Annotated in this window: 16 protein-coding genes and 1 tRNA gene; 6 read left to right on the top strand and 11 right to left on the bottom strand. The window is 56.7% G+C overall.

From position 1 onward, the window contains the following. Positions 1 to 190: 190 nt before the first annotated feature. Together LOC70_RS18810 and LOC70_RS18805 are read left to right on the top strand one after the other, a co-directional pair. A complete protein-coding gene (locus LOC70_RS18810; RefSeq protein ID WP_230255525.1) occupies positions 191 to 1,543 on the top strand; it encodes a glucoamylase family protein in 1,353 nt (450 codons plus the stop codon). Positions 1,544 to 1,677: 134 nt separating this feature from the next. Then, complete coding sequence (locus tag LOC70_RS18805; RefSeq protein ID WP_230255524.1) at positions 1,678 to 3,480, top strand: glucan biosynthesis protein; 1,803 nt, start codon at positions 1,678 to 1,680, stop codon at positions 3,478 to 3,480. Positions 3,481 to 3,490: 10 nt separating this feature from the next. On the opposite strand, the gene LOC70_RS18800 is transcribed toward LOC70_RS18805, so the two are convergent. The 7 genes from LOC70_RS18800 to LOC70_RS18770 all read right to left on the bottom strand — a co-directional run bounded on the left by LOC70_RS18800 (position 3,491) and on the right by LOC70_RS18770 (position 11,762). Further along, positions 3,491 to 4,744, bottom strand: a complete 1,254-nt coding sequence (locus LOC70_RS18800) for a redoxin family protein (RefSeq protein WP_230256195.1) — start codon at positions 4,742 to 4,744, stop codon at positions 3,491 to 3,493. A gap of 173 nt (positions 4,745 to 4,917) precedes the next feature. Continuing rightward, complete coding sequence (locus LOC70_RS18795; RefSeq protein WP_230255523.1) at positions 4,918 to 5,910, bottom strand: sugar phosphate isomerase/epimerase family protein; 993 nt, start codon at positions 5,908 to 5,910, stop codon at positions 4,918 to 4,920. Positions 5,911 to 6,076: 166 nt separating this feature from the next. Next, positions 6,077 to 6,982, bottom strand: a complete 906-nt coding sequence (locus LOC70_RS18790) for a rhomboid family intramembrane serine protease (protein ID WP_230255522.1) — start codon at positions 6,980 to 6,982, stop codon at positions 6,077 to 6,079. Positions 6,983 to 7,000: 18 nt separating this feature from the next. Then, positions 7,001 to 7,474, bottom strand: coding sequence for a hypothetical protein (locus tag LOC70_RS18785; RefSeq protein WP_230255521.1), 474 nt, complete (start codon positions 7,472 to 7,474; stop codon positions 7,001 to 7,003). Between the two features lies 1 nt (position 7,475). Then, the gene (gene floA, locus LOC70_RS18780; protein ID WP_230255520.1) at positions 7,476 to 8,546 is read right to left on the bottom strand and encodes a flotillin-like protein FloA; all 1,071 of its coding nucleotides are present in this window, start codon (positions 8,544 to 8,546) and stop codon (positions 7,476 to 7,478) included. A 391-nt stretch (positions 8,547 to 8,937) separates the two neighbouring features. Continuing rightward, positions 8,938 to 10,653 carry a YihY/virulence factor BrkB family protein gene (locus tag LOC70_RS18775; RefSeq protein WP_230255519.1) on the bottom strand — a complete coding sequence of 572 codons (1,716 nt, stop codon included), beginning with the start codon at positions 10,651 to 10,653 and terminating at the stop codon, positions 8,938 to 8,940. A gap of 143 nt (positions 10,654 to 10,796) precedes the next feature. Then, positions 10,797 to 11,762, bottom strand: a complete 966-nt coding sequence (locus LOC70_RS18770; protein ID WP_230255518.1) for a 2-hydroxyacid dehydrogenase — start codon at positions 11,760 to 11,762, stop codon at positions 10,797 to 10,799. 190 nt (positions 11,763 to 11,952) lie between these two features. On the opposite strand from LOC70_RS18770, the gene LOC70_RS18765 reads away from it, so the two are divergent. The 3 genes from LOC70_RS18765 (at position 11,953) to LOC70_RS18755 (ending at position 15,253) form a co-directional block, all read left to right on the top strand. Further along, entirely contained in the window at positions 11,953 to 13,815 is a 1,863-nt protein-coding gene (locus tag LOC70_RS18765) for a tetratricopeptide repeat protein (protein WP_315857280.1), read from the top strand. Positions 13,816 to 14,318: 503 nt separating this feature from the next. Further along, complete coding sequence (locus LOC70_RS18760) at positions 14,319 to 15,014, top strand: PAS and helix-turn-helix domain-containing protein (protein WP_230255516.1); 696 nt, start codon at positions 14,319 to 14,321, stop codon at positions 15,012 to 15,014. Positions 15,015 to 15,168: 154 nt separating this feature from the next. Further along, a tRNA-Leu gene (locus LOC70_RS18755) sits at positions 15,169 to 15,253 on the top strand. Positions 15,254 to 15,342: 89 nt separating this feature from the next. On the opposite strand, the gene LOC70_RS18750 is transcribed toward LOC70_RS18755, so the two are convergent. The 4 genes from LOC70_RS18750 to LOC70_RS18735 all read right to left on the bottom strand — a co-directional run bounded on the left by LOC70_RS18750 (position 15,343) and on the right by LOC70_RS18735 (position 19,294). Continuing rightward, positions 15,343 to 16,395, bottom strand: a complete 1,053-nt coding sequence (locus LOC70_RS18750; protein WP_230255515.1) for a DUF3500 domain-containing protein — start codon at positions 16,393 to 16,395, stop codon at positions 15,343 to 15,345. 65 nt (positions 16,396 to 16,460) lie between these two features. Continuing rightward, positions 16,461 to 17,501, bottom strand: a complete 1,041-nt coding sequence (gene truB / locus LOC70_RS18745; protein WP_230255514.1) for a tRNA pseudouridine(55) synthase TruB — start codon at positions 17,499 to 17,501, stop codon at positions 16,461 to 16,463. Positions 17,502 to 17,639: 138 nt separating this feature from the next. Then, positions 17,640 to 18,791: a lysylphosphatidylglycerol synthase domain-containing protein gene (locus LOC70_RS18740; RefSeq protein WP_390889090.1), complete on the bottom strand. Its 1,152-nt coding sequence runs from the start codon at positions 18,789 to 18,791 to the stop codon at positions 17,640 to 17,642. 227 nt (positions 18,792 to 19,018) lie between these two features. Then, complete coding sequence (locus LOC70_RS18735) at positions 19,019 to 19,294, bottom strand: ferredoxin family protein (RefSeq protein ID WP_230255512.1); 276 nt, start codon at positions 19,292 to 19,294, stop codon at positions 19,019 to 19,021. 181 nt (positions 19,295 to 19,475) lie between these two features. Here LOC70_RS18735 and LOC70_RS18730 point away from each other — a divergent pair, with 181 nt between their 5' ends. After that, positions 19,476 to 20,816, top strand: coding sequence for a class I SAM-dependent rRNA methyltransferase (locus LOC70_RS18730; RefSeq protein ID WP_230255511.1), 1,341 nt, complete (start codon positions 19,476 to 19,478; stop codon positions 20,814 to 20,816). Positions 20,817 to 21,008 lie beyond the last annotated feature (192 nt).

Below are 21,008 nucleotides of genomic sequence, written 5' to 3'. Positions count from 1 at the left end.
AGGCAAATTCAAGCTCCCTTGGCCGAGAACCACGGACAGATGATTTCCGTAATGAATTCACGGTCCCGCCTTCACTCACGGATGCATGCCATCCGTCCCACAGATCGCCGTCTTCGTTGTTTGCGTTTGAGCGTACGGCAACGGCGGATCGGCCGCCCTCCACCCTCCCCACCGTATTGGATTCGTCAGCATGAAGCGACGTGCTCTCTTATCGGCCATCGCCGCGACGCCCTTGCTCGCTGCGCATCGTCTACGTGGCGACGGAGAATTTCCGTCGATCACTTCGGCAACTCCCGATCACATGGACGCATTGATGCAAGACGACACCGCCTATCCGTTTTTGGATGATCTCCGTCGGCGGTGCTACACGTACTTCGAAGATTCAGCGGACCCCGAAACCGGCCTGATCGCCGACCGCGGCCATGCGGACGGGTCTTCGTTCAGCGACTACGCCAGCTCGGCTGCGTGCGGCTTCGGTTTGGCGGCCCATGGCATCGCCGCCGAAAACGGTTGGATCTCTCGCGAGCAAGGTGCCGAACGCGCAAGAACCATGCTCGAATTCTTGGTTCACCGTGCCGCTCACGAACGTGGGCTGATCTATCACTTCGTCGATCGATTGACCGGCGAACGGTCCCTCGACTGCGAAGCATCCACGATCGATACCGCGTTGCTGATCGCGGGTGCGATGCACGCCAGCCAAACCTTCCATGACGACCGCGCGATTGTCGAGTTGGCGGATGAACTTTATGGCCGAGTCGATTGGCGTTGGATGCTGGGTGAAAACGGTTGCCTGCACATGGGGTGGCAACCGGAAACCGGACGACTCCCACACCAATGGGACCGTTTCAGTGAGTTGACAATCTTGGTGCTGCTCGCGATCGGAGCCCCCCAAAATCCGATTCCAGCGGACTGTTGGAATGCATGGCGACGAGAAACCGAACTGCATCACAACGGTGAATCGTTTGTTAGTTATCCACCTTTGTTTGTTCACCAATACCCGCATGCGTTCTTTGACTTCCGTGGCCAAGTGTCATCGGACGGACGGAACTATTGGCGCAATTCTCAATTGGCACACGCTGCTCAGGTTCAGTTTCAGGCGGAACTTGCAGAGAAATACCCTCGACGTTTTGGCCATTACGGCGATCAATTGTGGGGACTAACCAGCAGCGATTCGGAAACGGGTTATCGTGATTGGGGTGGCCCTTACCAGGACGGTGTTGTGGAACCGGATCGAGGCATCGACGGAACGGTTGTCCCCAGTGCCGCCGGCGGTGGATTGGCCGTTGCACCCGAATCCACGATGAGGACGCTGCAGCATCAAAAGCGGACCTTTGGCGATGCGGTCTATGGAAGATACGGCTTTGTAAACGCCTTCAACCCACGCAATGGTTGGATCGGAACCGACGTGATCGGCATTGATACAGGCATCACATTGCTGTCTGCATCCAACTTGCTGGAGGAAGGCGTTTGGAAGCCGTTTATGTCGCACCCAGCCGCTCAGCGAGCCTTGCGATTGGCAGGTTTCCGCCCCTTGCCCGCGTAGAACGGCTTTCGACGAATCTCCTCGACTCGTCACCGTAGGTCACGGCACGCCGACTGCTTCGACGCAGCTAAACTGCACGGGAAAACATCGTCCCGTCAGTCGAACAGTCACGCGTCCAGAGGCGGAAAAGTCGAATGAGTCAGTCCATTGAGTTGCCTGTTAACGGTGGAGATCCGCAACGAGGCAATCCGTCCTCGTCATGTTTTGCGAGATGCCGGCGTCTAGTCGGCTTCGCTGTCTTTATCATCGCAGTCGTCGTTGCGATCCCAATCAAGTGCTGGGCAACCGTCTACACCGACGTTCGTGACTTTGAGTCACTTTGCCAATTTGCAGCCAGCAAAGCGGAAGGCGAATACAAGCCCTCGCCTCCCTTGCCCGAGCCACTCGCGTCATGGCAATACGACGACTACATCCAAGTGCGTTATCGTCCTGACCGAGCCACTTGGTACAAACAGGGCTTGCCATTTTGGCTGGAGACATTCCACCGTGGTTTTGTTCAAACCGACTTGGTCGAGTTGTTCACGCTGAATCCGTCTCCCAATGGAGAACCGATCTGCCAACGGATCGCATTTAATCAAAATGACTTTGTTTATGGTGAATCGCTTGATGCAGGCAACATCCCACCGGCGGGTCACGCGGGATTTCGGGTCATCGGTCGATTCCCAAACCGATCTGATGCTCAGGAGATTCTGAGCTTTCTCGGCTCGAGCTACTTTCGTTCACGAAGTGCAGACACGGTCTACGGAGCATCCGCTCGCGGACTGGCGATCAACATCGCAATGATGGAGCCGGAAGAGTTCCCCGACTTCCGCGCATTTTGGATCCAAATGCCATCGCAGGAATCCGAGCAAGTCTCGGTGCTGGCATTTCTTGATAGCCCGAGTGTGACCGGAGCCTATCGATTTCAACTGCAACCTGGCGAGGCCTCCACACGCATCAAGGTCCAGGCACAAATATTTTATCGCGACGAACCAGAGAAGATTGCCTTGGCACCTTTGACGAGCATGTGGATCTGGGGCGACGGGTTGCAGGGACCTCCCAAAGATAAACGCCCCGCCGTCCACGACAGTGACGGTCTGCTGATCCAATCGGGCGCGGACGAATGGACATGGCGTGCCTTCGCTCGTCAAAGCTACCCATCCGTCTCGTCCAAACAAGTGGAACATTTGCACGGCTTTGGGCTGATCCAACGCAACCGAGCCTTCTATCACTACGACGACCACAACGCTCGCTACGATTTGCGTCCAAGCGTCTGGGTCACTCCCGATCAACCTTGGCCCAATGGACGCATCGAACTCCTGGAGCTACCGGGTGCCCATGAGGGCGTGGACAACCTTGCCGCCTACTGGCTTCCATCGGAGGACGATTCAGCCGCTGCCGATACGCCAACCGAGTCGGACTCGCTTTCAACGCAGACGAGCGAACCAGCGAACGAGCAAGCTGGCGCGGAAACAACCGTTGGTGAAGAGGCCAGCGTTGAACAAGCCATCATTGATCCGGCCTCACGTCGATCACCGGATCTCGATCTCTCTTACACCGTCAGTTTTTTCGCGGGCGATCCGGCTGCACACAACGTTCTTGGACGAGCGACCAACCTCGACGTCCGCCGGCCGGAGAAAGACAGCGACCCGATTGAACTCGAGATCCGATTCGCAGGGCCCCTGCTTCGAGGCTTGCCCGCGGATCATCCCCCCACGATCCGCTGCAACGCGGTGGCGGGGAAGATGCACGATCAATCGCTGGAGCGTACAGATGAAGGCGACTGGATTTTGCAATTTCTCGTATCAGTCGATCCAGAGGCTGAGGAGAATCAACCCGTCGACTTGACGCTTCAACTCTACAGCGAAGACCAACCGGTTACAGAGACTTTTGCCTACTTGCTACCGCCCCGAGAACCCGAGTTCGTTTACCCGGCGGTCTACACCCGCCAGGAATAATCACTTGGGATCAATTGTCGGCGGCATCCGACGAGGCGATGCGGCCGCCTTTGATCAGCACATCCAATTCGTCTCGAAACTGCTTATTCAGCTCGTCAGGTCCTGGGAAGCCTTGGTGCACAGCTTCCACAATTCCCGTGGGTGCAATCAGCAACGTCAACGGAATTGATTTCGCAGAGAACGCTTCGATGGTCTCACCGTTGGGATCCGTTGCGATTGAAAGATCCCATCCTTGTTCGCCCACAAACCCTTTGACGAGCGCGGAGCTTTCACCAACGTTCACCGCGTAGAACTCGACGCCCTTGTCAGCGTACTGCTGGGACATCGACTCAATGACGGGCATGGCTTTCATGCAGGGACCACACCAGGTCGCCCAAAAATCGAGGACGATCACTTTGTCCGTCGCGGAACCAATCGAAACCGCATCGCCATCTAGCAACTGAAGATCGAAGGATGGGATCTTTTTGCCAAGCAGCGGATGCACTTCCAACTGGGCTGCCTTCTTCTGCCGGTAGTCTTCCAACGATTCATATTCAACGGCGTTCTCACTTGCCGCGAATTGGAACAGTTTGTCGTCGACTTCGCCGCTGACTCGCCAAGATTTGAAATCGTATCGCAATGAGTACGCATATCCCTGCGGCACCGCGACCTGACCGGTCGCCACCAACATCGGTGTCAAATCCACGAGCAATCGCAACGGCCGTGGACGATCATCGTCAGTGATCCAAAGATTCCAACTGACGCCGTCCTTTTGCTGCCCGCGAAGCTGAACGGCTTGGATACTGCCTCGGTACTTGGAACGACTGACGATTTCCACCGACTTCATTCCACCCAAAAACGTCACCGCTGGATCAACGCCCGCCAACGTCAATGCCAACACAACCTCGGGGTAAGGCCCCAAGTTGATCTCAGGGCGGGTCGCCAATTCCTGGCACGAAACCAGACGCGGCAATCGATAAAACGCTTCAGGCGTTAGCGCGACGACGCCTTCTTTCCCGTCGGAATACAGCCGTTTTCGATCCTCATCGGATTTGAAATAGACCGTGTATCGGTCCGGGTACTTGGACGCGATTTGGTAAGTGGATTCGACGGTCTCGACAACCTCGCCCCCCATCACGGTTTCGGCGGACAGTGCGACCGTCGCCCTGGACACATCCGCTTTCAAAATTCGCGAAAAGAGCGGTGTGAGTACCTGCTTCACCTCTTCGCTGGGCTGATAGGCGGGCTTCTTCGCCTCGGTTTCTTTCGGTTTCTCCTGTGCCACGGCTGTCGGCCCAGTGACAACCGACCAACCAAGCAACAACACACTCGCGATCGTTGCGAGACTCAAAGAACACTTCACGAAACAGGCCGTTCAACTAGAGAAGAAAAGACAAGGCTGGCCAACAACAGCCGCCGAAAGGTCGGCGGTGAACACGCGAAATCGGCGTCGTGGGATCAGACGCGTTTTTGCAGAAACTGAATGCTCTCTCGGACGCTGTCCAGCGGCGCTGGCGACTGATCCTGTTCGACGTGGCACTGATCCACACCGATCTCACGAGCCAATTTCATCACGGCGGGAATGTCGATGATTCCGTTGCCCAGCTCTTTGAAGGCTTCGTGTGGCACCTGGCCTTCATCGGTGATGACCGGCGTGTCCTTCTTCAGATCCTTCAAATGGACTTGGCTAATTCGGCCCGCCAATCGACGCATCATTTCGAATGGATCTCGACCGCCGATCTTTGCCCAAAACACATCGAGCTCGAATTCCATTTTGTGCGGATCAAAACGCTCGACAAAGATGTCAAAGGCCGTGGTTGGCTTGGCTTCGCCGTTCGCCTCTTCGCCACCTTCCTGTGCGGTTGCCGGAGCAGCACCGGGAAAAGCCCCGAATTCGAAGGAATGGTTGTGGTAGCACATTCGCATTCCAGCATTGCGTGTTTGATCGGCGGCTTTGTTGGCTCGATCCGCGATGGCTTTGCACTTGTCCGCGGTATCGCGTTGATGTTTGGCAATGTAGCCAAACACCACGTGCCTCAAACCAATGCGCTCTGCGAGTTCCAATGTTTGTTCGACGGACGCCACACCCTCTTTATTTGGCTCGGCAATCACGTTGAAGTCCATGAACGCGCTGTGCACGATCAGTCCATGGTCACGGGCGATGGCGGCCAAACGCACCGCATCATCGTCGATGTTCATCAACTCGACTTGGCGATATCCGGCATCCGCCACCGCTTTCAAGGTTCCCTCCGCATCGGCGTTCATCGCATCGCGCAACGTGTACAACTGCAAGCCGATGCGTTCCATGTAGGGCAGAGGCTGACCGCTGGCTTCAGCGGCTTTTTCTGATTCGTCCGCCAGCAAGCTCAGGGGTCGGGCGAGCCATGCGGCCATGGCCGATGTCGCGGTCAGTTGCAATGCCGTTCGGCGATGGATATTTGGAGTCTTCATTGGGACCGAATAGGAAAAGGTGCCAAATTAGGGATTGGAGACAACGGGAATGATCGAGCGGAACCCGCGGATAAGCGGCTCCACCTGCCAAGCAGCTTCAGCGGCCAAGCCATTGGACGAATTCGCTACCGATCTCGTCGCTACCGATGTCGACGAGATCGAGCGATCAATCCCAGTCGCGTTTTTGACGCTGGCGGCGGCTGTATCTCTCCAGCGTTTTCCGTTCCGAGGAGGTCAGGCTTGATTCTCCTGACTCATGGATTTTAGCTAGAATTCGATCCGCTTCCTGTGCTTCCGACCGGATTTTTTTGTCCGGATCGTGCAATTTCAGCCTCGCCCGACGCGATTTTTGACGCAATCGGCTGGGCAGGTCCGCCCAACGCGTGAAATCCAGCCACCCAAAGGACCAACCAAGTTGGGCATACAGGAACCCAAACACCGCTCCCGCCAGGTGGACTTCGAAGGCGGTCGGATCACTGCCCCCAAAGAATCCCAGGGCCCCCATCAGGTCGCCGACGACCAACAGGACCGCCAGCACCCAAGCTTTCATGGGCAAGACGAACATGAACAGGATCTCTTGCTGCGGGAAATAGCACGCGAACAAGATGGTCACGGCCACGACCGCGCCGCTGGCCCCTATCGTGGGGATGCCGATCATTTCCGGGACGATCTGGCCGGTCGTCAGCAATGAAACCGCCCAAGGATAGATCATGGCGACGAATCCACCGGCAATGATCGCCAACAGATAAAACCGCAGAAACTCTGGCCCTCCGAGTCGCTGTTCCACGGGCCGGCCAAAGATGAACAACAAGAACATGTTGAACAGGATGTGCAGCACAACGTGGGTGTTGTGCAGAAATCCATAGGTCAAGGTGCGAAACCACATCCACGGCCGAGTCAGCGAATCACCGCCGACCGCGAACCAGGTGCTCAACTGGTCATCCATCACCAGGTCGACCAGAAAAACCGCGACGTTGATGCCGATCAGCACCTTGATCATCGAGAGCGGGTTTTCAATTCGATCCCATGGCGTTCGCTCAGAGCGACTGTAATCGCGTTCGTTCAGCCCCATGCTGGCAATCAATCCACACTAAAATTGGCGACGTTTCAGAATCTCGCTCATCAAGAATGCTTGCTGAGCGCCTCCTCGTTGGGTCAGCAATCGTCGCAGATTTTCGACGGGTGTCGCCCCCTGGCCAGCAGAAACTTGCCGACCGCCTTGTCCCGCCGAAGATGATCCCTTTTTCGAGCGTGGTTTGATTGCCGCCTGTTGGCGAAGCGTATCACCCCGCAAGTCCGCACCGGCATCGGACTCCTCGATCACCTCGCCCAGGACCACATCGTGACCGCCGTGATCATCCTCCACGGTGACATCCATGGCCTCGATCAATTGTTCCGTGATCCGCTCCCGCCGGCGATCGGAATAGGCCCGAGGTCGACTCCCTGATCGCTGACGGCGACGCTCGTCTTCCATCGCCTGGAACTCCACCGCATTTCGCTGGCGGATTTCGGCGGAGCGTCGAAGGAACGCTTCCAACTCATTGGGTTCGTCGTCGCGAGCCATCTCAGTTCTCTTCCGTCGGATCCGATTCCTGCGAATAGCCTGCTAGCGCCCGACGCATCTCCGTGTCCGCGTTGACGTTTTGCAAACGGTAGTAGTCCATCACCATCAATTTGCCCGAGCGGAAAGCACTGGCCATCGCCCGCGGCACGTCGGCTTGTGCCTCAACGACCTCCGCTTGGCTCTTGGCGATCAACGCCTGCATCTCTTGCTCTTCAGCGACGGCGGCAGCACGCTTGCCTTCCGCATTCGCACGAGCCACGGCCGTGTCAGCTTCCGCCTGATCCGCTTGCAGCCTCGCTCCCACGTTGGCTCCAACATCGATGTCTGCGATGTCGATGGAAACAATCTCAAACGCGGTTTGGGAATCCAATTTTTTCGCCAACACCGCTTTGCTGATCACGTCTGGATTTTCCAGCACCGCCTTGTGATCCGCCGCGGAACCGATCGCACTGACGATCCCTTCGCCAACCCGAGCGATGATGGTTTCTTCGGTCGCACCGCCGATCAACTGTTGCAAGTTGGCACGAACCGTCACACGAGCCTTCACCTTCAATTGAATGCCGTCCTTGGCAACCGCGTCCAACGACGGTTTGGCGGCACCGCGAGGCGGGCAATCAATCACTTTTGGGTAGACGCTCGTTTGGACTGATTCCAAGACATCCCGTCCGGCCAGGTCAATCGCGGTCGCTTCTCGAAAGGTCAACGAAATCGTCTTGGCTTTCTTTGCCGCGATTAAAGCGCGAATGACTTGCTGGACGTTGCCTCCCGCCAAGTAGTGCGCCTCCAACGCCTCCACCGTCAAATCGGGCTCATCCAACCCGGCTTGAGTGGCCATGATTTTGCTGCGAACGATCGCCCGAGTGTTGACCTTTCGGAACGTCATCCCGATCAGGTTGCCAAACGTGACCTTGGATCCCGTTAAGACAGATTGAATCCACAATCCGAAATAGCTGGTGAAGACAAAAAGCACGACCACAATGATCGCGAAAATCACCAACGCTCCGATCAGCAAAGCGGTGGTGACTTTGGGCAACGCAGCCACCGGCAGTGTGTCCAACAACAATGCGGTCATGGAGCAACTCGAGGGAGAATACAGATTGAAAAGGGAGTCCAAGCGTTCTTACGGCAACAACTCATCTTCGCCGCTAACGTTCGCTCACTCCATGGTACCAAGTGGCAAATCGCCAACCGGTCGTCTTCTAACTTCGCAACAGAAGGTTCCTTCCGAGAGAAAGAAACCACACGCCGCAGCGTCTTTCCCAGCGGCAAATGAACTGCCTTTATCGTCCCGCCGCCAAACTCCACTGTCAAGCAAGCACAGGCTTCGCGGTTGCCATGAACAACGAATGGTTCGGCGGCGAACGAATCAGCGGCGACAGTTCACGTTTCGAAGCGATTAAAACGGAACTCAGCCCCAAATGGAACTCAGCCCCAAATGGAACTCAGGCCCAATCAACGCTCCATCAATCATCCTGCGATTCGCGATCGGGTGTTTTCGGTGAATCCTCCACCCACTTCGCCAACGAGCGGTCGCCCGCCGCGACGCATTCCGCCTCTTTCAATTGAGCCAACGTTTTCCAAGCCGGGTGATCACTCGACGGTCGATAACGATGGGCCAAACGCATGATTTCGGCGACCAATATTTTGTCGGCTGGGCGAGCCAAGGTCAGTTGGTTCTCTTGTCCGGCCCCCGTCACCACACGCCGCAACAAATTCGCGTCGATCAGCTTGTTTTCCATCTCGTGAACCACGCGACTGGACAATCCCAACCGATCTGACAGATCCTGCCGGCCCACGGCTTCGCCCAATCCAAACGCCATCGCAACCTCGGTCATGATCGGCAACATCCAATCCGGATCGCCCGCGGGCAACTCTTCCTGCCGTTCACTACGACGTCGAAACTCTTTCCCGCGAACCGTTTGCAGGGTGTAAGTCAGAATCAATCCAAACAAGACGATCAACCAAGTCAGATAGATCCACAGCAGGAACAAAGGGATGACACCCAGCGAACCATACAGTTCTAAATACGGAACGGCGGTGGTGACATAGATCTGAAACCCATACTTCGCCAACTCCCACAACACGGAACTGACCGCGGCCCCGACCACTGCGGCTCGCAATGAAACATGCGTGTTGGGCATCAACGCATAGAGCAAGAACAACAACACCCACGCCGCCAGCAGCGACAACGCGTGCTGCAACAACCACACGGGCCCTGAACCCGCCCCCATGTTGCCGAACCAATCGATCACTTGCGACGACATGTACAGGCTCAACGCCAACAAACCGCTCCCCAAAGTGATGATTGACCAATGCACCGCGACTCGCAGATGAATCGGCCGTTGCCTCGGAGCGTCAAAAATCCGGTTGAACAAATGCTCCGTCGAATCCGCCAATGCCACCGCGGCATAGATGAACAGCAGCAATCCAAACACGCCGATCGATGCGAAGTCCAACGAAGCGATCTTGGTGGTCGCGTCATGCAACGTTTTACGGATGATCTCTCGAGCTTGATCGTCTGCGTCGACTTTGCCCTTTAACTCGTCCGCATCCACGACTTCGCCCGCTGCGTCCTCCGGGGTCGGTGGATAGCTTTCGATGGGAACCAGCGACTCATCATCGTTAGCAGATTCATTGGCAGAGTTGTTCGCCGAAGCTGTTTGCGTCGCCGCCGCAGTTGCTAAACCTCCGAGCCCTTCATTGGTCGGGGCCTTCGATGAATTGTTTTCGTTGGATTGATCCTCACCGACAGCAGCATCCCCGCCCGCCGTGGAACGGGTCGTGTCGGACGAGGAGGAATCGGGTGTGACGAACACGACCGATTGATCTTCATCGTTCAAGCCCTCGCCCGCGTCATCGGGTTCGGTGACCGGCATGTACTCCGCCGGGATCTCCGGCACGCCAAAGAACGAGTACAACTGATTCTCGACGCGAAGCTGGACATCGTCCAAACCGCCAAAGACACGAAACATCACCAATCCGAGCACCACGACCGGGATCAGCGAAAAGATCGTTCGGTAAGTCAACTCCGCCGCCATGCCCTCGGCGCGGTGACGATGCAATTGCTCGCTGCAATGAATCACCAAGTCCCATGCCGTTCGCAATTGATGTTGCCGGCGAGACAATTCGCCTCGCGGACTTTCAATGGTTTCGACGATGTAGTTCCACCAATGCCTCACGGGCAGGTTCCTCAATCAAAGCGATGCGTCAGGACGATGGCGTCGAACAATTGTGCCGGGGGATTGCGTCAGACGAACAAGCCGACGGGTCATTGCTTCCAACACACCATGCTAGGTCACACTGCAGCTAGGTCACACTGCAGCTAGGTCACACTGCAGCGGAGCGGCTTGCCCGAAAGTCCGGCCAGCACATTGTCCACGGCGATCTCCGCCATCGCGTGACGTGATTGATCGGTTGCACTTCCAATGTGAGGCAAGATCACACAGTGAGGCGACTTGACCAGCGGATGATCTCCCGGCAGCGGCTCCGGAGCCGTCACGTCCAAACCGGCTGCGAAAATGGCTCGCCGTTCCAAAGCGTCGACCAGAGCATCTTGGTCGATGATTTCGCCTCGCGCGGTGTTCACCAAGACCGCGTGGGACGGCATCCGACCGATCGCCTCGGCATCCAATAAATTTCGAGTTTGCTCATTCAGTGCCACATGGACCGAAACAAAGTCGCTTTGGGACAACAAAGTGTCGAGGTCGACACGCTGGCCCCCCAGTTCATTGTCCACATCGCTTTGATCGCGGCGCGAGGTGTAAAGCAACTTCATCCCCCAACCGCGAACCAAACGTTCCGCTGTCGCTTTGCCAATCCGTCCCATGCCAATGATGCCCAGCGTTTTCCCACCGGGTTCGACGCCCAACCATCCAGTCGGCTCCCACGTTTTCCACTCACCGGCTTGGACCTGCTTTGCTGCCGGTACCACATGGCGTGACGCGGCAAACAGGAGTGCGACGGCCGTGTCCGCGGTCGCATCGGTCAGCACATCCGGAGTGTTGCCGACTGAGATTCCTCGCGATTTCGCCGCGTCCACATCGATGTTGTTGAATCCGACCGCGTAGTTGCTGACCACTTTCAATTGCTCGCCCGCGACGTCCATCAGCTCGCCGGTGATGGCGTCACTGAGCATGGTCAACAATCCTGCACAACCGACCACTTTCTCTCGCAGCGTTTCGGCGCTCGGCGGCGTTGCTTCCGGCCAAACGTCCACTTCGCAAGCCGATCTCAGCCGATCCAGCGATTCGCCGGGAATTTCTCTTGTTACTAAAACTCGTTGCGTCATCAGCTCGATTACCCTTCGCTGCGTTCGCCGAAAGCGGCATAATGCATCCCTGCTCCGATTCCAGGGCTTTTCGTTTGTCAAAAATGATACGATGGAGCCCACTCGCGAAACACAGGGTTCCAGCACTGGATCGGAGCCATCGCAATCACTTTCCATTCCGAAACAACCTACCCTCCGACGAGACTTCAGGATGAATCATCGACGTAGCGGCCAAGATATTCCCATGAAAAGAAACCGTCTGATCGCCGACTTGATTGGCCAACCTCGCGTTTTGGCAACTGTCACGTTGATGTGCTGTTCATCGTTGTCCGTCGTTTCAGTTCACGGGCAAGACACCGGAACGGAAACGGCCCCGGCCGAAGCCACTCCGCCTGCTCCGCCGACGACGCCGTTGCCCCCCGGCGCGCCGCCGCTGTTACCGACGGAGATGAAAGACACCAACAACCCCGGCCAAGCAGACCTGGATGAAGCCGTTCTCAAACGCATCGACGCGGAATCCAACGAAGACCTCGAAGCCGTTGCTTCCTTGATCGAATCGGCATTGGCCAAGGGACTGGACGAAGAGAACCAATCGTTCGCGAAGAAGATGCTGGGCAGCATCCAACTGCAACGAGGGCAAGGACTGGCCGCCGCGATGACTCGCATGCGTGGTCGCCGCGCGCTGCAACTGCGTGATGAAGCGATCCGCGTTTTGGAACAAGCGATCATCAATGATCCCGCCCTGGCCGAAGCCCACATGATGATCGCTCGGCTGAATCTACTGCCGGACGGGGACAAGGACCGGATCGCGGAAGCAACGTCGGCCGCAATCGAGTTGTTGGAAGACGATCCGAAAGAACGAAGCACCGCGTATCTGCTGCGAGCGGTGACTCAAGACAAGATTGCAGACCAACTGGCGGATTTGTCCCAAGCAATCGAGCTGGATCCGACCAACGCCGAAGCGGTTCGCCAACGTGCCGGTTTGCGTTTGCAAGAAGGCAAATTCGACGAAGCGGTCGAAGACTTGCAAAAGGTTTTGGAGCTGGATCCAACCAACGAACAAATCGCCGCCGCGACGGTTCAACAACTGGTAGAGATGGGCCGAGCCGACGACGCCATCGAACTGCTCAGTAAAACCATCCAGGCTCAACCCAGCGAAGGTCTTTATCGCTTGCGTGCGTTGTTGTTCACCAACATGGACCGGGAAGAAGAAGCCCTGGCGGATTTGAATAAAGCACTCGCCATGCAGCCGAAGGATCCAATCGCGTTGCTGCAGCGTGCCGAAATTGCCCTGCGTCGCGATGACGTCAAAGACGCGAAACGAGATTTGGACGCTGCGATTGACTTGGCTCCGCAGGTGGAACAATTGGATCAAGCGATCGTCGTTCGTTGCTTCATCGCCGTCGAAGAAGGACGCATGGCCGATGCCATCAATGACATGAAGCTGTTGATCGACCGCAGCCCCGATGACGTTTATCGTCAACTGCAATTGGCCAACTTGTACCTGCAAGACGATCGCCCTCGCCAAGCCATCGACATGCTCAGTGGCGTTCTCGATCGTGATCCCAACAACGCATCGGTCCTGCGTTCGCGCGGCGACGCTTACCTCGCGGTGGGCGACCATGCGGAAGCCATCGCCGACTATGAAAAAGCGTTGACGAACCTGGACGAAGACAATGAGGGCGACGCGATCATCCTGCCCAGCGTTCTGAACAACTTAGCTTGGGTCTTGGCAACTTCCCCCAAAGACGACGTTCGCAACGGAGCCCGCTCGTTGGAATTGGGACTGCGAGCCGTCGAGCTGACGAAAGAAGAAGAGGCTCACATCCTCAGCACCTTGGCTGCGGGATACGCGGAAACCGGTGATTTCGAAAACGCCAGAAAGTGGAGCGAAAAAGCGGTCGAAGCGGCGAAGAAAGAGATCGAAGAAGGTGCCGATGAAGAGTCGGTCCAAATCAATCAGCTTCAGGAAGAACTCGACTCCTACAAGTCGGAAAAACCCTGGCGAGAGAAACAGGACACGGAAGAAAACCAAGTTCCTTTGCTCTCACCAGACGACTTGATTGATACCTGATCCTCCGACGAAGCTTGGTCAATTCTCGACCAATTCAACTGCTTTGCAAAATGAGTCGCGGATGCGGCGTTGCCCGTCCGCTCGACCTCACTCGCGCAGGCGCTCTAACGAAAAGCAGCGTCGCTTCCTGGCCCACACTCGGTCCCACAAATCGCCGATTTGCGAGACGGGTGCCGCTGCGCGATGTGCATTTGATCTTTGCAAATGCAGCGGCAGTTCAGCAGTGGCCATCAGATAGCACGGGCAAATAGCATGGGCCGCTCCGGAGACCAATTGCCTGACGGTTCATGGTCGCCCGGAGCGGCCTCGCCCCGTTACTGATATCGACGCGACATCGCTTTGACTTCATGGGCGAATGCCCCCAATTGGCGCACGAGTTGCTCAAGTTGAAACCGGTGGCCTCGAAAAGAACCAAGTGGCCCCGGCAATTCCAGTGAATCCCGCGAGCAGACACAAGACGACCGCCGCGTTTGCCGCCTTATCTAAAATCAGCAGAGGAAGTCATGCGCGAAGAGCTGCAATCCATCGACTGGCTAAAACTTTTCGATCTCGAACCCGACGTTGGGATGACAGTGATCGAAGACAACGGCCAAATCATCCATTTCAACCAAGCCGCCCTGAAACTCTTCGGAGTGGAGGACGACGGGCTTGCGAATCGAAACCTGAACGATGTCTTCAGCGAAGAATACGTCCAGGAACGCATGACCTGGGTTCGCGACGTATTGGACAACAACCGCCCCCTGCGGGCCACGCATATTTATTGTGGCCGAATGTTGGTGTCCTCGTTTTATCCGCACCGTCACGAGCAGCGGAACTTCGCAATCGTGCTGACGCGACTCGATGGCATCCTGCCAGACGGTGACATTAAAGACACCCAGAGCCAGTACATCGACCTTGGTCCGCTTTCGGTACTCAGCCCTCGCGAACTCGAGGTGCTGGTGTTGTTGGGTCAGGGCAATAGCGTCCCCGAAGTTTCCCGTCTGCTGTTCCGCAGTCCTCGAACCATCGAGCGGCACAAGACCGAGATCGGTCACAAATTAGGTGTCTCTTCGATTGCACAGCTCACGCGTCTGGTTGCGCAAGCCGGCCTGCGTCCGGAGCACCTACCGCTTCAACGCTTCAACGCCGTCCCCAGACCCCACAACTGCACTCCGGATTTACTTCCGGTCAACTCCGACGCTCCATCATCACCGGCCTAGCCAACTCGTGGACGCAAGGAGGCGGCAGCGACAAAGCAAACTGTCATCGATAGTCCCCAAAGATCTGCGGAGAACTTGATGCGGGACAAACCATCCCGCCCCAAGTTCCCGAGAGCGTTTCCAGGCGATACACTTCTGCCCAGACACCAACCAAGCCCAGGTGGTGGAATTGGCAGACACAGGGGACTTAAAATCCCCCGGCCGTTAAGGCTGTGCGGGTTCGAGTCCCGCCCTGGGCATTTTGTTGGCGTTGGTTTGCGTTCGTCATTTGCGCATGAAAAACGGGCCGAGAAACTGTCGGCCCGTGAGTGAATGCTGATTGCCCGCTTTACGGAGCGACGGGCAAATCGAAGTCGCCCGATAGGTCGCGGTAGACGCAGTGGATGTGATTCGCGGGGGTTCCTGCTGGGTCAGCTTGCGTGTTGACGAATTCAATCAAGAAACGCTTGCCGCGAATTCGGTAGTAGTGACCGATGCCGGGTTCCAAGGCACCCGCCCAGGCGAAGTGAACGTTTTCCCAGCCATCCGCTTGAATCTGCTCGGTGCGTTCTTTGGCGACTTCCTCTGGTGCCACGTTCACATACTGGGCAATCACGTCACGAAGCAGGGCTTGTTGATCGGGGTTCAGTCCGGCGTAGGCGATGCCCTCTGGCTCACCAACCTTCGGCTGCGGTTCGCCCGCGAATCGGATTTCAGCGGGTGCCTCTTTGCTGATGCGGGCCACTTTCAATTGCTTGCCGTCCAAAGCGTTGACCAGTTTGAACGCAAGCTGTTCCTCTTGGTTCAACACGGCGGTGCCTTTGCCCAACGTCACGCTGGTTTCGTTTTTGACGATTGCGGGGTTGGTGGCCATGAATTGGGGCGTTGAGTCGACCAACTTGCCACCGCGGCATACGAAATTCAACGACAGATGGTGTCCTTCGAACGACAAACCCCATGGCGTTTCGTTGTCCGATTGAGCCTTCGCAACGTCGCCAAACAGGGTGACGTAATAACGCTGTGGATTGCGTTCCCATGTGCCCTTGCCGGCTTCCATTTCATTGAGAACTTCTTCGAGCAACATGATGCGATTGGCTTTGCTGTAGCCCGCCTCGCTCAACGCCGCACGCAGCAATCGCAACGCCGCGGTGCGTTGTGAATCGCTCATCTGTTCCAACATCAAACCCTTGCGTTCTTTCTTGGGAATGAAGTGCCATCCGACTCGTTTGGGTGAGTCGTAGGGCATCACGACAACCGCTTTTTGCTCGTCAGACAGCGAGTCCAAGAACGCCGTGGCGAAGGTTTGCATTTCTTCGGCGGGTGACGCGGCGAGTTTCCAACCTGCGAGACCGAAAACGGCAACGGCCGAAAAAGCCAGCACGGCAAGACGCATTTTGTTCATAGTGAGGTGGGTCAATGGGAGGGCGGGGACGTTTCCGATCATCAATCCGTCAGAAACGTGAATTCTCAGCCCCGTAGCGTAATTGATTCCACGCTCGGAAACACTCGTAGCGGGTGCCACAATTTTCCTTGGGGTCGAAGAATGGCCACCAGTTCGCCCAACGGAGCCCCCACCGATCGATCCACCGCGACGCAATCCCGCCCGTCGGTGTTGCGATCGAAGGTGTCGACAAGATCCATGCTTTCCTGCCATTCCTTTGGAAGCGGTTCAGGCGGTGACTCCGGATTCCCACTGATCAAAAGGCCATCGCGAACACGTCTGACCTCGTCGGCATTCAATGGCATCATCGGCAGATGGGTCAGGCCCTCCATCGACGTTCTCAAATAGGTTTGCATGGGCCGAGCCGGAGGTTTTTCGCGGTCGTTCTCGTCAAACATGAACTCGCAATCCAGCGTGTCCTGAAGAGTGAAACGCCCGACTTCGGTTCGCACCAGCTTTGTCATCACGGCATCGCATCCACACGCCTTGGCGATGTCCATTCCCAAAGTCCGCAAATACGTGCCCGAACCACAACGCACATCCAGTCGCATCATCGGCGGTTCGTAGGAAAGCAGTTTCACCGCATCGATCAGGATCCGTCGCGTCGGCATCTCGACGCTTTCACCACGGCGTGCTCTTTGGTGAGCTCTTTGGCCGTCGACCTTGATGGCCGAGTGCGCAGGCGGAACCTGCTCAACCACCCCGTGAAAAGGTTCGAGTGCAGCGCGGAGTTCCTGTTCCGCCGGATAGCTCACATCTTTCTGCTCTTTCAAGGGCGACTCCAGGTCACCGGACTCGCTGCTGACCCCCAAACGAAAGTCTGCGGTGTAGCGTTTGCCGTGTTGCAAGACCCACGGCGTGAGTCGCGTCGCGGACCCGATCGCGAGCAGCACAAGACCTTCGGCCAAAGGGTCGAGCGTCCCGGTGTGCCCGACTTTCAGTTTCCGAATTCGAAGTTCCCCTCGCAGCCGACGCTGTGCACGATTGACCAAATCACGCGACGTCGCCCCCGGTGGTTTGTAGCAAGGCAAAAAACCGAGCAAGGTGGGAGATCCATTGGGGTCCATGCAACTATCGAATCCACGAGGGGCATTGATGAAAAAGGATTAGACCGCAGCGACAGAAAACGCGTCGGACGGAAGACGGAAAGAGAAACCAGCATGGCACTCACGCGCCGAAAGAACGAGCCATCACGTTTGATTCGATCATGCCGACGCCGGCGACATCGCACGCAAGGCGAAATGACTGACCAACGCCATCGCGCTTTCGACCACGATGAACAAGATGCGTGCGGTGATCACACAAAGCAATGCGTGGGTTGGATCCGTCACCGTCCCCAACACGATCAACGTCACCCACTCACGCACTCCCGCGCCCCCGGGAAGCAGCGACGCGAACCCAAGGACCATGCCGAGACTGATTGCGGCGGTCGCTACCACCAAGAGATGACCGGCTATTGGCAAACCGTTGTAGGCAGGAATCGATTTCATCACACAAGCGAACGACAAACCGATCAAGCACCAAGAACACAGGGACCAGAACCATCCGAGCATCAACCGTGGCCAAGTGATTGCCGTCGACAGATCCTCTTTGGGCGGTGCGGCGGTTTCGGGTGAATCGAGTCCGGCGTTTTTGGCATTGGCCCGGCGTCGACTGACGATGGCGATCACCCGTCGCATGACGGGCGGCAAGGTTGGAATCGAAGCGGCAATTGCCATCAACGAAGCAGCCCATTTCACCCACTGGGGAAGCGGCGTCGACCACATCAGGACACCGGCCAAAGCACCACCGACGGACATCATCAACAGGGTTTCGAAAAAGACGCACGAGGTCGCTCTGCCAATCAAGCTTCGTTTGGACTCCGGTGAGGCAGAAGTCATTTCGGATGAAACAAGTGTTTCTCGCGGAACGAGTTCGCCGCGCGGAATCAGCTCGCCACCGGCGACGATGGCTGAAACCCTCAACACCACCACGACCGCTTTGCCGGGAACATACTTGCCCAGATGCCCGAGCAATTGTGCCGCCGTTGTTCGAAGCAACGAGCACCGCACACCGAACCCACGCAGTGCCGCATGCAGAACCAATGCGGGCGGCAGCAATCCCAACGCATAAAAAGCCGCGGCCAGCGACAGAGCACCCACCGATACGTTGCTCCACGTCGGAAGCGATTTCAACAAACGTTCGCGTTGCTCAATCAGTTGAGTGCGTTCATGCCCCGGCAATTCTGCCGAGACCTCGCCACCGACGTGCTTTGGCGACAGTTGCTGGTCCAGAAGATCGACTTCGGATCGAACAGCCGCCACCTCCATCTGCCAACGCTGCACCGCGTCTTTCGCGGCCAGCACCAAAGCCACCATCACCAGCAACGCGATCACGCGTTTGGCCCAGCGAACCCAGCCGACTTTGGACCGCGCGGGCTTCGATTCCCGCGGATCAAACTCGACTGGATCGGGCATGGACCATGAACTCGGCGTTTGATTCAACGGGCCGGAACGAGAAACCGTTCATGAACGAGATGGCCCGGACGTGGTCGACTCGGGTTGGGAAGATCAACTCTTCGATGCTAGCCCGAGACCTTGTCAAATCAGTTGTCCGCGAGAGGCTCTTTCTTTTCGGTAATGACTTCGCATTCCTCAGCCTTCTCAGCGTTCAGCTCGATGTAGCTCTGCCATTCTTCGGGCAGGTTGTCTTCGTGAAAGATCGCCTCGACGGGACATTCGGGAACGCAAGCTTCGCAGTCGATGCACTCTTCAGGGTGGATATACAACATCTGCTCACCCTCGTAGAAACATTCGACGGGGCACACGACGACGCAATCGGTGTATTTGCATCCGGAGCAGGGTTCAGCAACGACGTGCATGGTTTAACCTTCCAGTTTGATTTGAGTATTCGGAACGACCTGATAAGACCGCTCTCGCACTATATCGGTTCGTGCAAGGCCCTCACTTCGGTCAAAACAAAGCAGTCTTGAGCGACTATCCTCGCAGTTCGCCTATTTTGCCACTTCCGCCGTCCCCGGCAAACCCACCTCCATCGACAATTTGGTGACTTTCAACCTGATGCAACCCAACTCCGCCTCCACCGATGCGTCCCATTGGCAAATTCGCACGCGTCCCAATCGCCACTTCCCGTTTCTTTCGCGACATCCTTGGGTGTTGGCGAGCACGCTGGCTCACGACACCCTGAGACCTATTCTCAGAAATGACGCAAGCGACCAAGCACCGCAAGCTTCTGCGAACGACTCCGCCCAACCGACGGCTCCTCAACCCAAATGCGGTGATGTCGTCGATCTGTTGGATCACGATGGCAATTGGATCGCGCGTGGGTTGATCAATCCCGAAAGTCGGTTGCGGATCCGTCTGTACGTTTTCGCGAAAGAGTTGGCGATTGATTCGCAACTTTGGTCCAGCCGGATCGATCAAGCCGTTGCCCGCCGGCGTTTGATGGGCACTGCCAATCCCGAAGGCGGCGAGCGTTTGATTTTCAGCGAGTCAGACTTGTTGAGTGGATTGATTGTCGATCGCTACGCGGATTGCCTGAGCGTTCAATTCACGGGCGCCGTGCTGCTACCATTTGCCAAACACTTGGTCCAAGAAGTCCAGTCGGCTGCGGCCAAGCACGGCACCCCATGCACCAAGGTTTTGGTGCGAATGGATGAGGCAACGGTCAAGCACGAAAAGGTCAGCGAGGATGACCTTCGCCAGTTGGAATCACTGACGTCCATCGAAGAAACGGACTCAACCGTTTGGTATCAGCACAACGGATTGGAGATGGCGATTGATCTGCAAGACGGTCAAAAGACAGGCGGCTATCTCGACCAACAAAACAACCATGCGGCTGCAGCGGCTTACATGAAAGGTCGGCGGGTCCTGGATATCTGCACCTACACCGGCGGGTTCGCCTTGGCCGCGGCTCGGGCAGGTGCGTCGGAAGTCGTGGCCGTGGATAGCAGCGAACGAGCCTTGGCAATTGCCCAGCGAAATGCGGAGCGGAATCAACTGACCAACGTTCGGTTCGAACAAGGCGACTGCTTTCACGATTTGAAAGAGCGTCATCAAAGGGGCGAGCAGTTTGACGCGATCATCCTCGACCCGCCACGCTTTGCGGGATCGCGCAAACAGACCGAAGCCGCCCTACGAGCCTACACTCGGCTCAATGCGTCCGCGGTGGACCTGCTCCCTCCGGGGGGAATGCTGGTCACCTGCAGTTGTTCCGGACGGGTTTCTCGGTCCGACTTTCTGAACATGTTGGTTGATGTCGGTCGAAAACGACGACGAGACTTGGTTGTTCTGGAAAGTCGCGGTCCCTCCCCGGACCATGTTTTCGCGATCTCTTGTCCAGAAAGCGACTACTTGAAGTGCATCGTTGTTCAGGTGATGTAATCGCATTGCCGATCGGCAACATTTCCGATTGATTCTTGCTGAAATTTCCTGCGGGGCGGGATCGCCGAATGCGCTTTTGAACTATAAAGGACGTGTACTTGTGACGGCTTGGAAGTCAGCTTTTCATTTCGGCGTTCGCGTTGTCGCTCATCGACGCCTAACAAACGTCAGCAACACTCCAGATCGAGGCCC

This window comes from Rhodopirellula halodulae, from assembly GCF_020966775.1.
GTDB lineage: Bacteria > Planctomycetota > Planctomycetia > Pirellulales > Pirellulaceae > Rhodopirellula > Rhodopirellula halodulae.
Note: the sequence above shows the minus strand (reverse complement) of the source record. Positions and strands in the feature narration are given on the sequence as shown.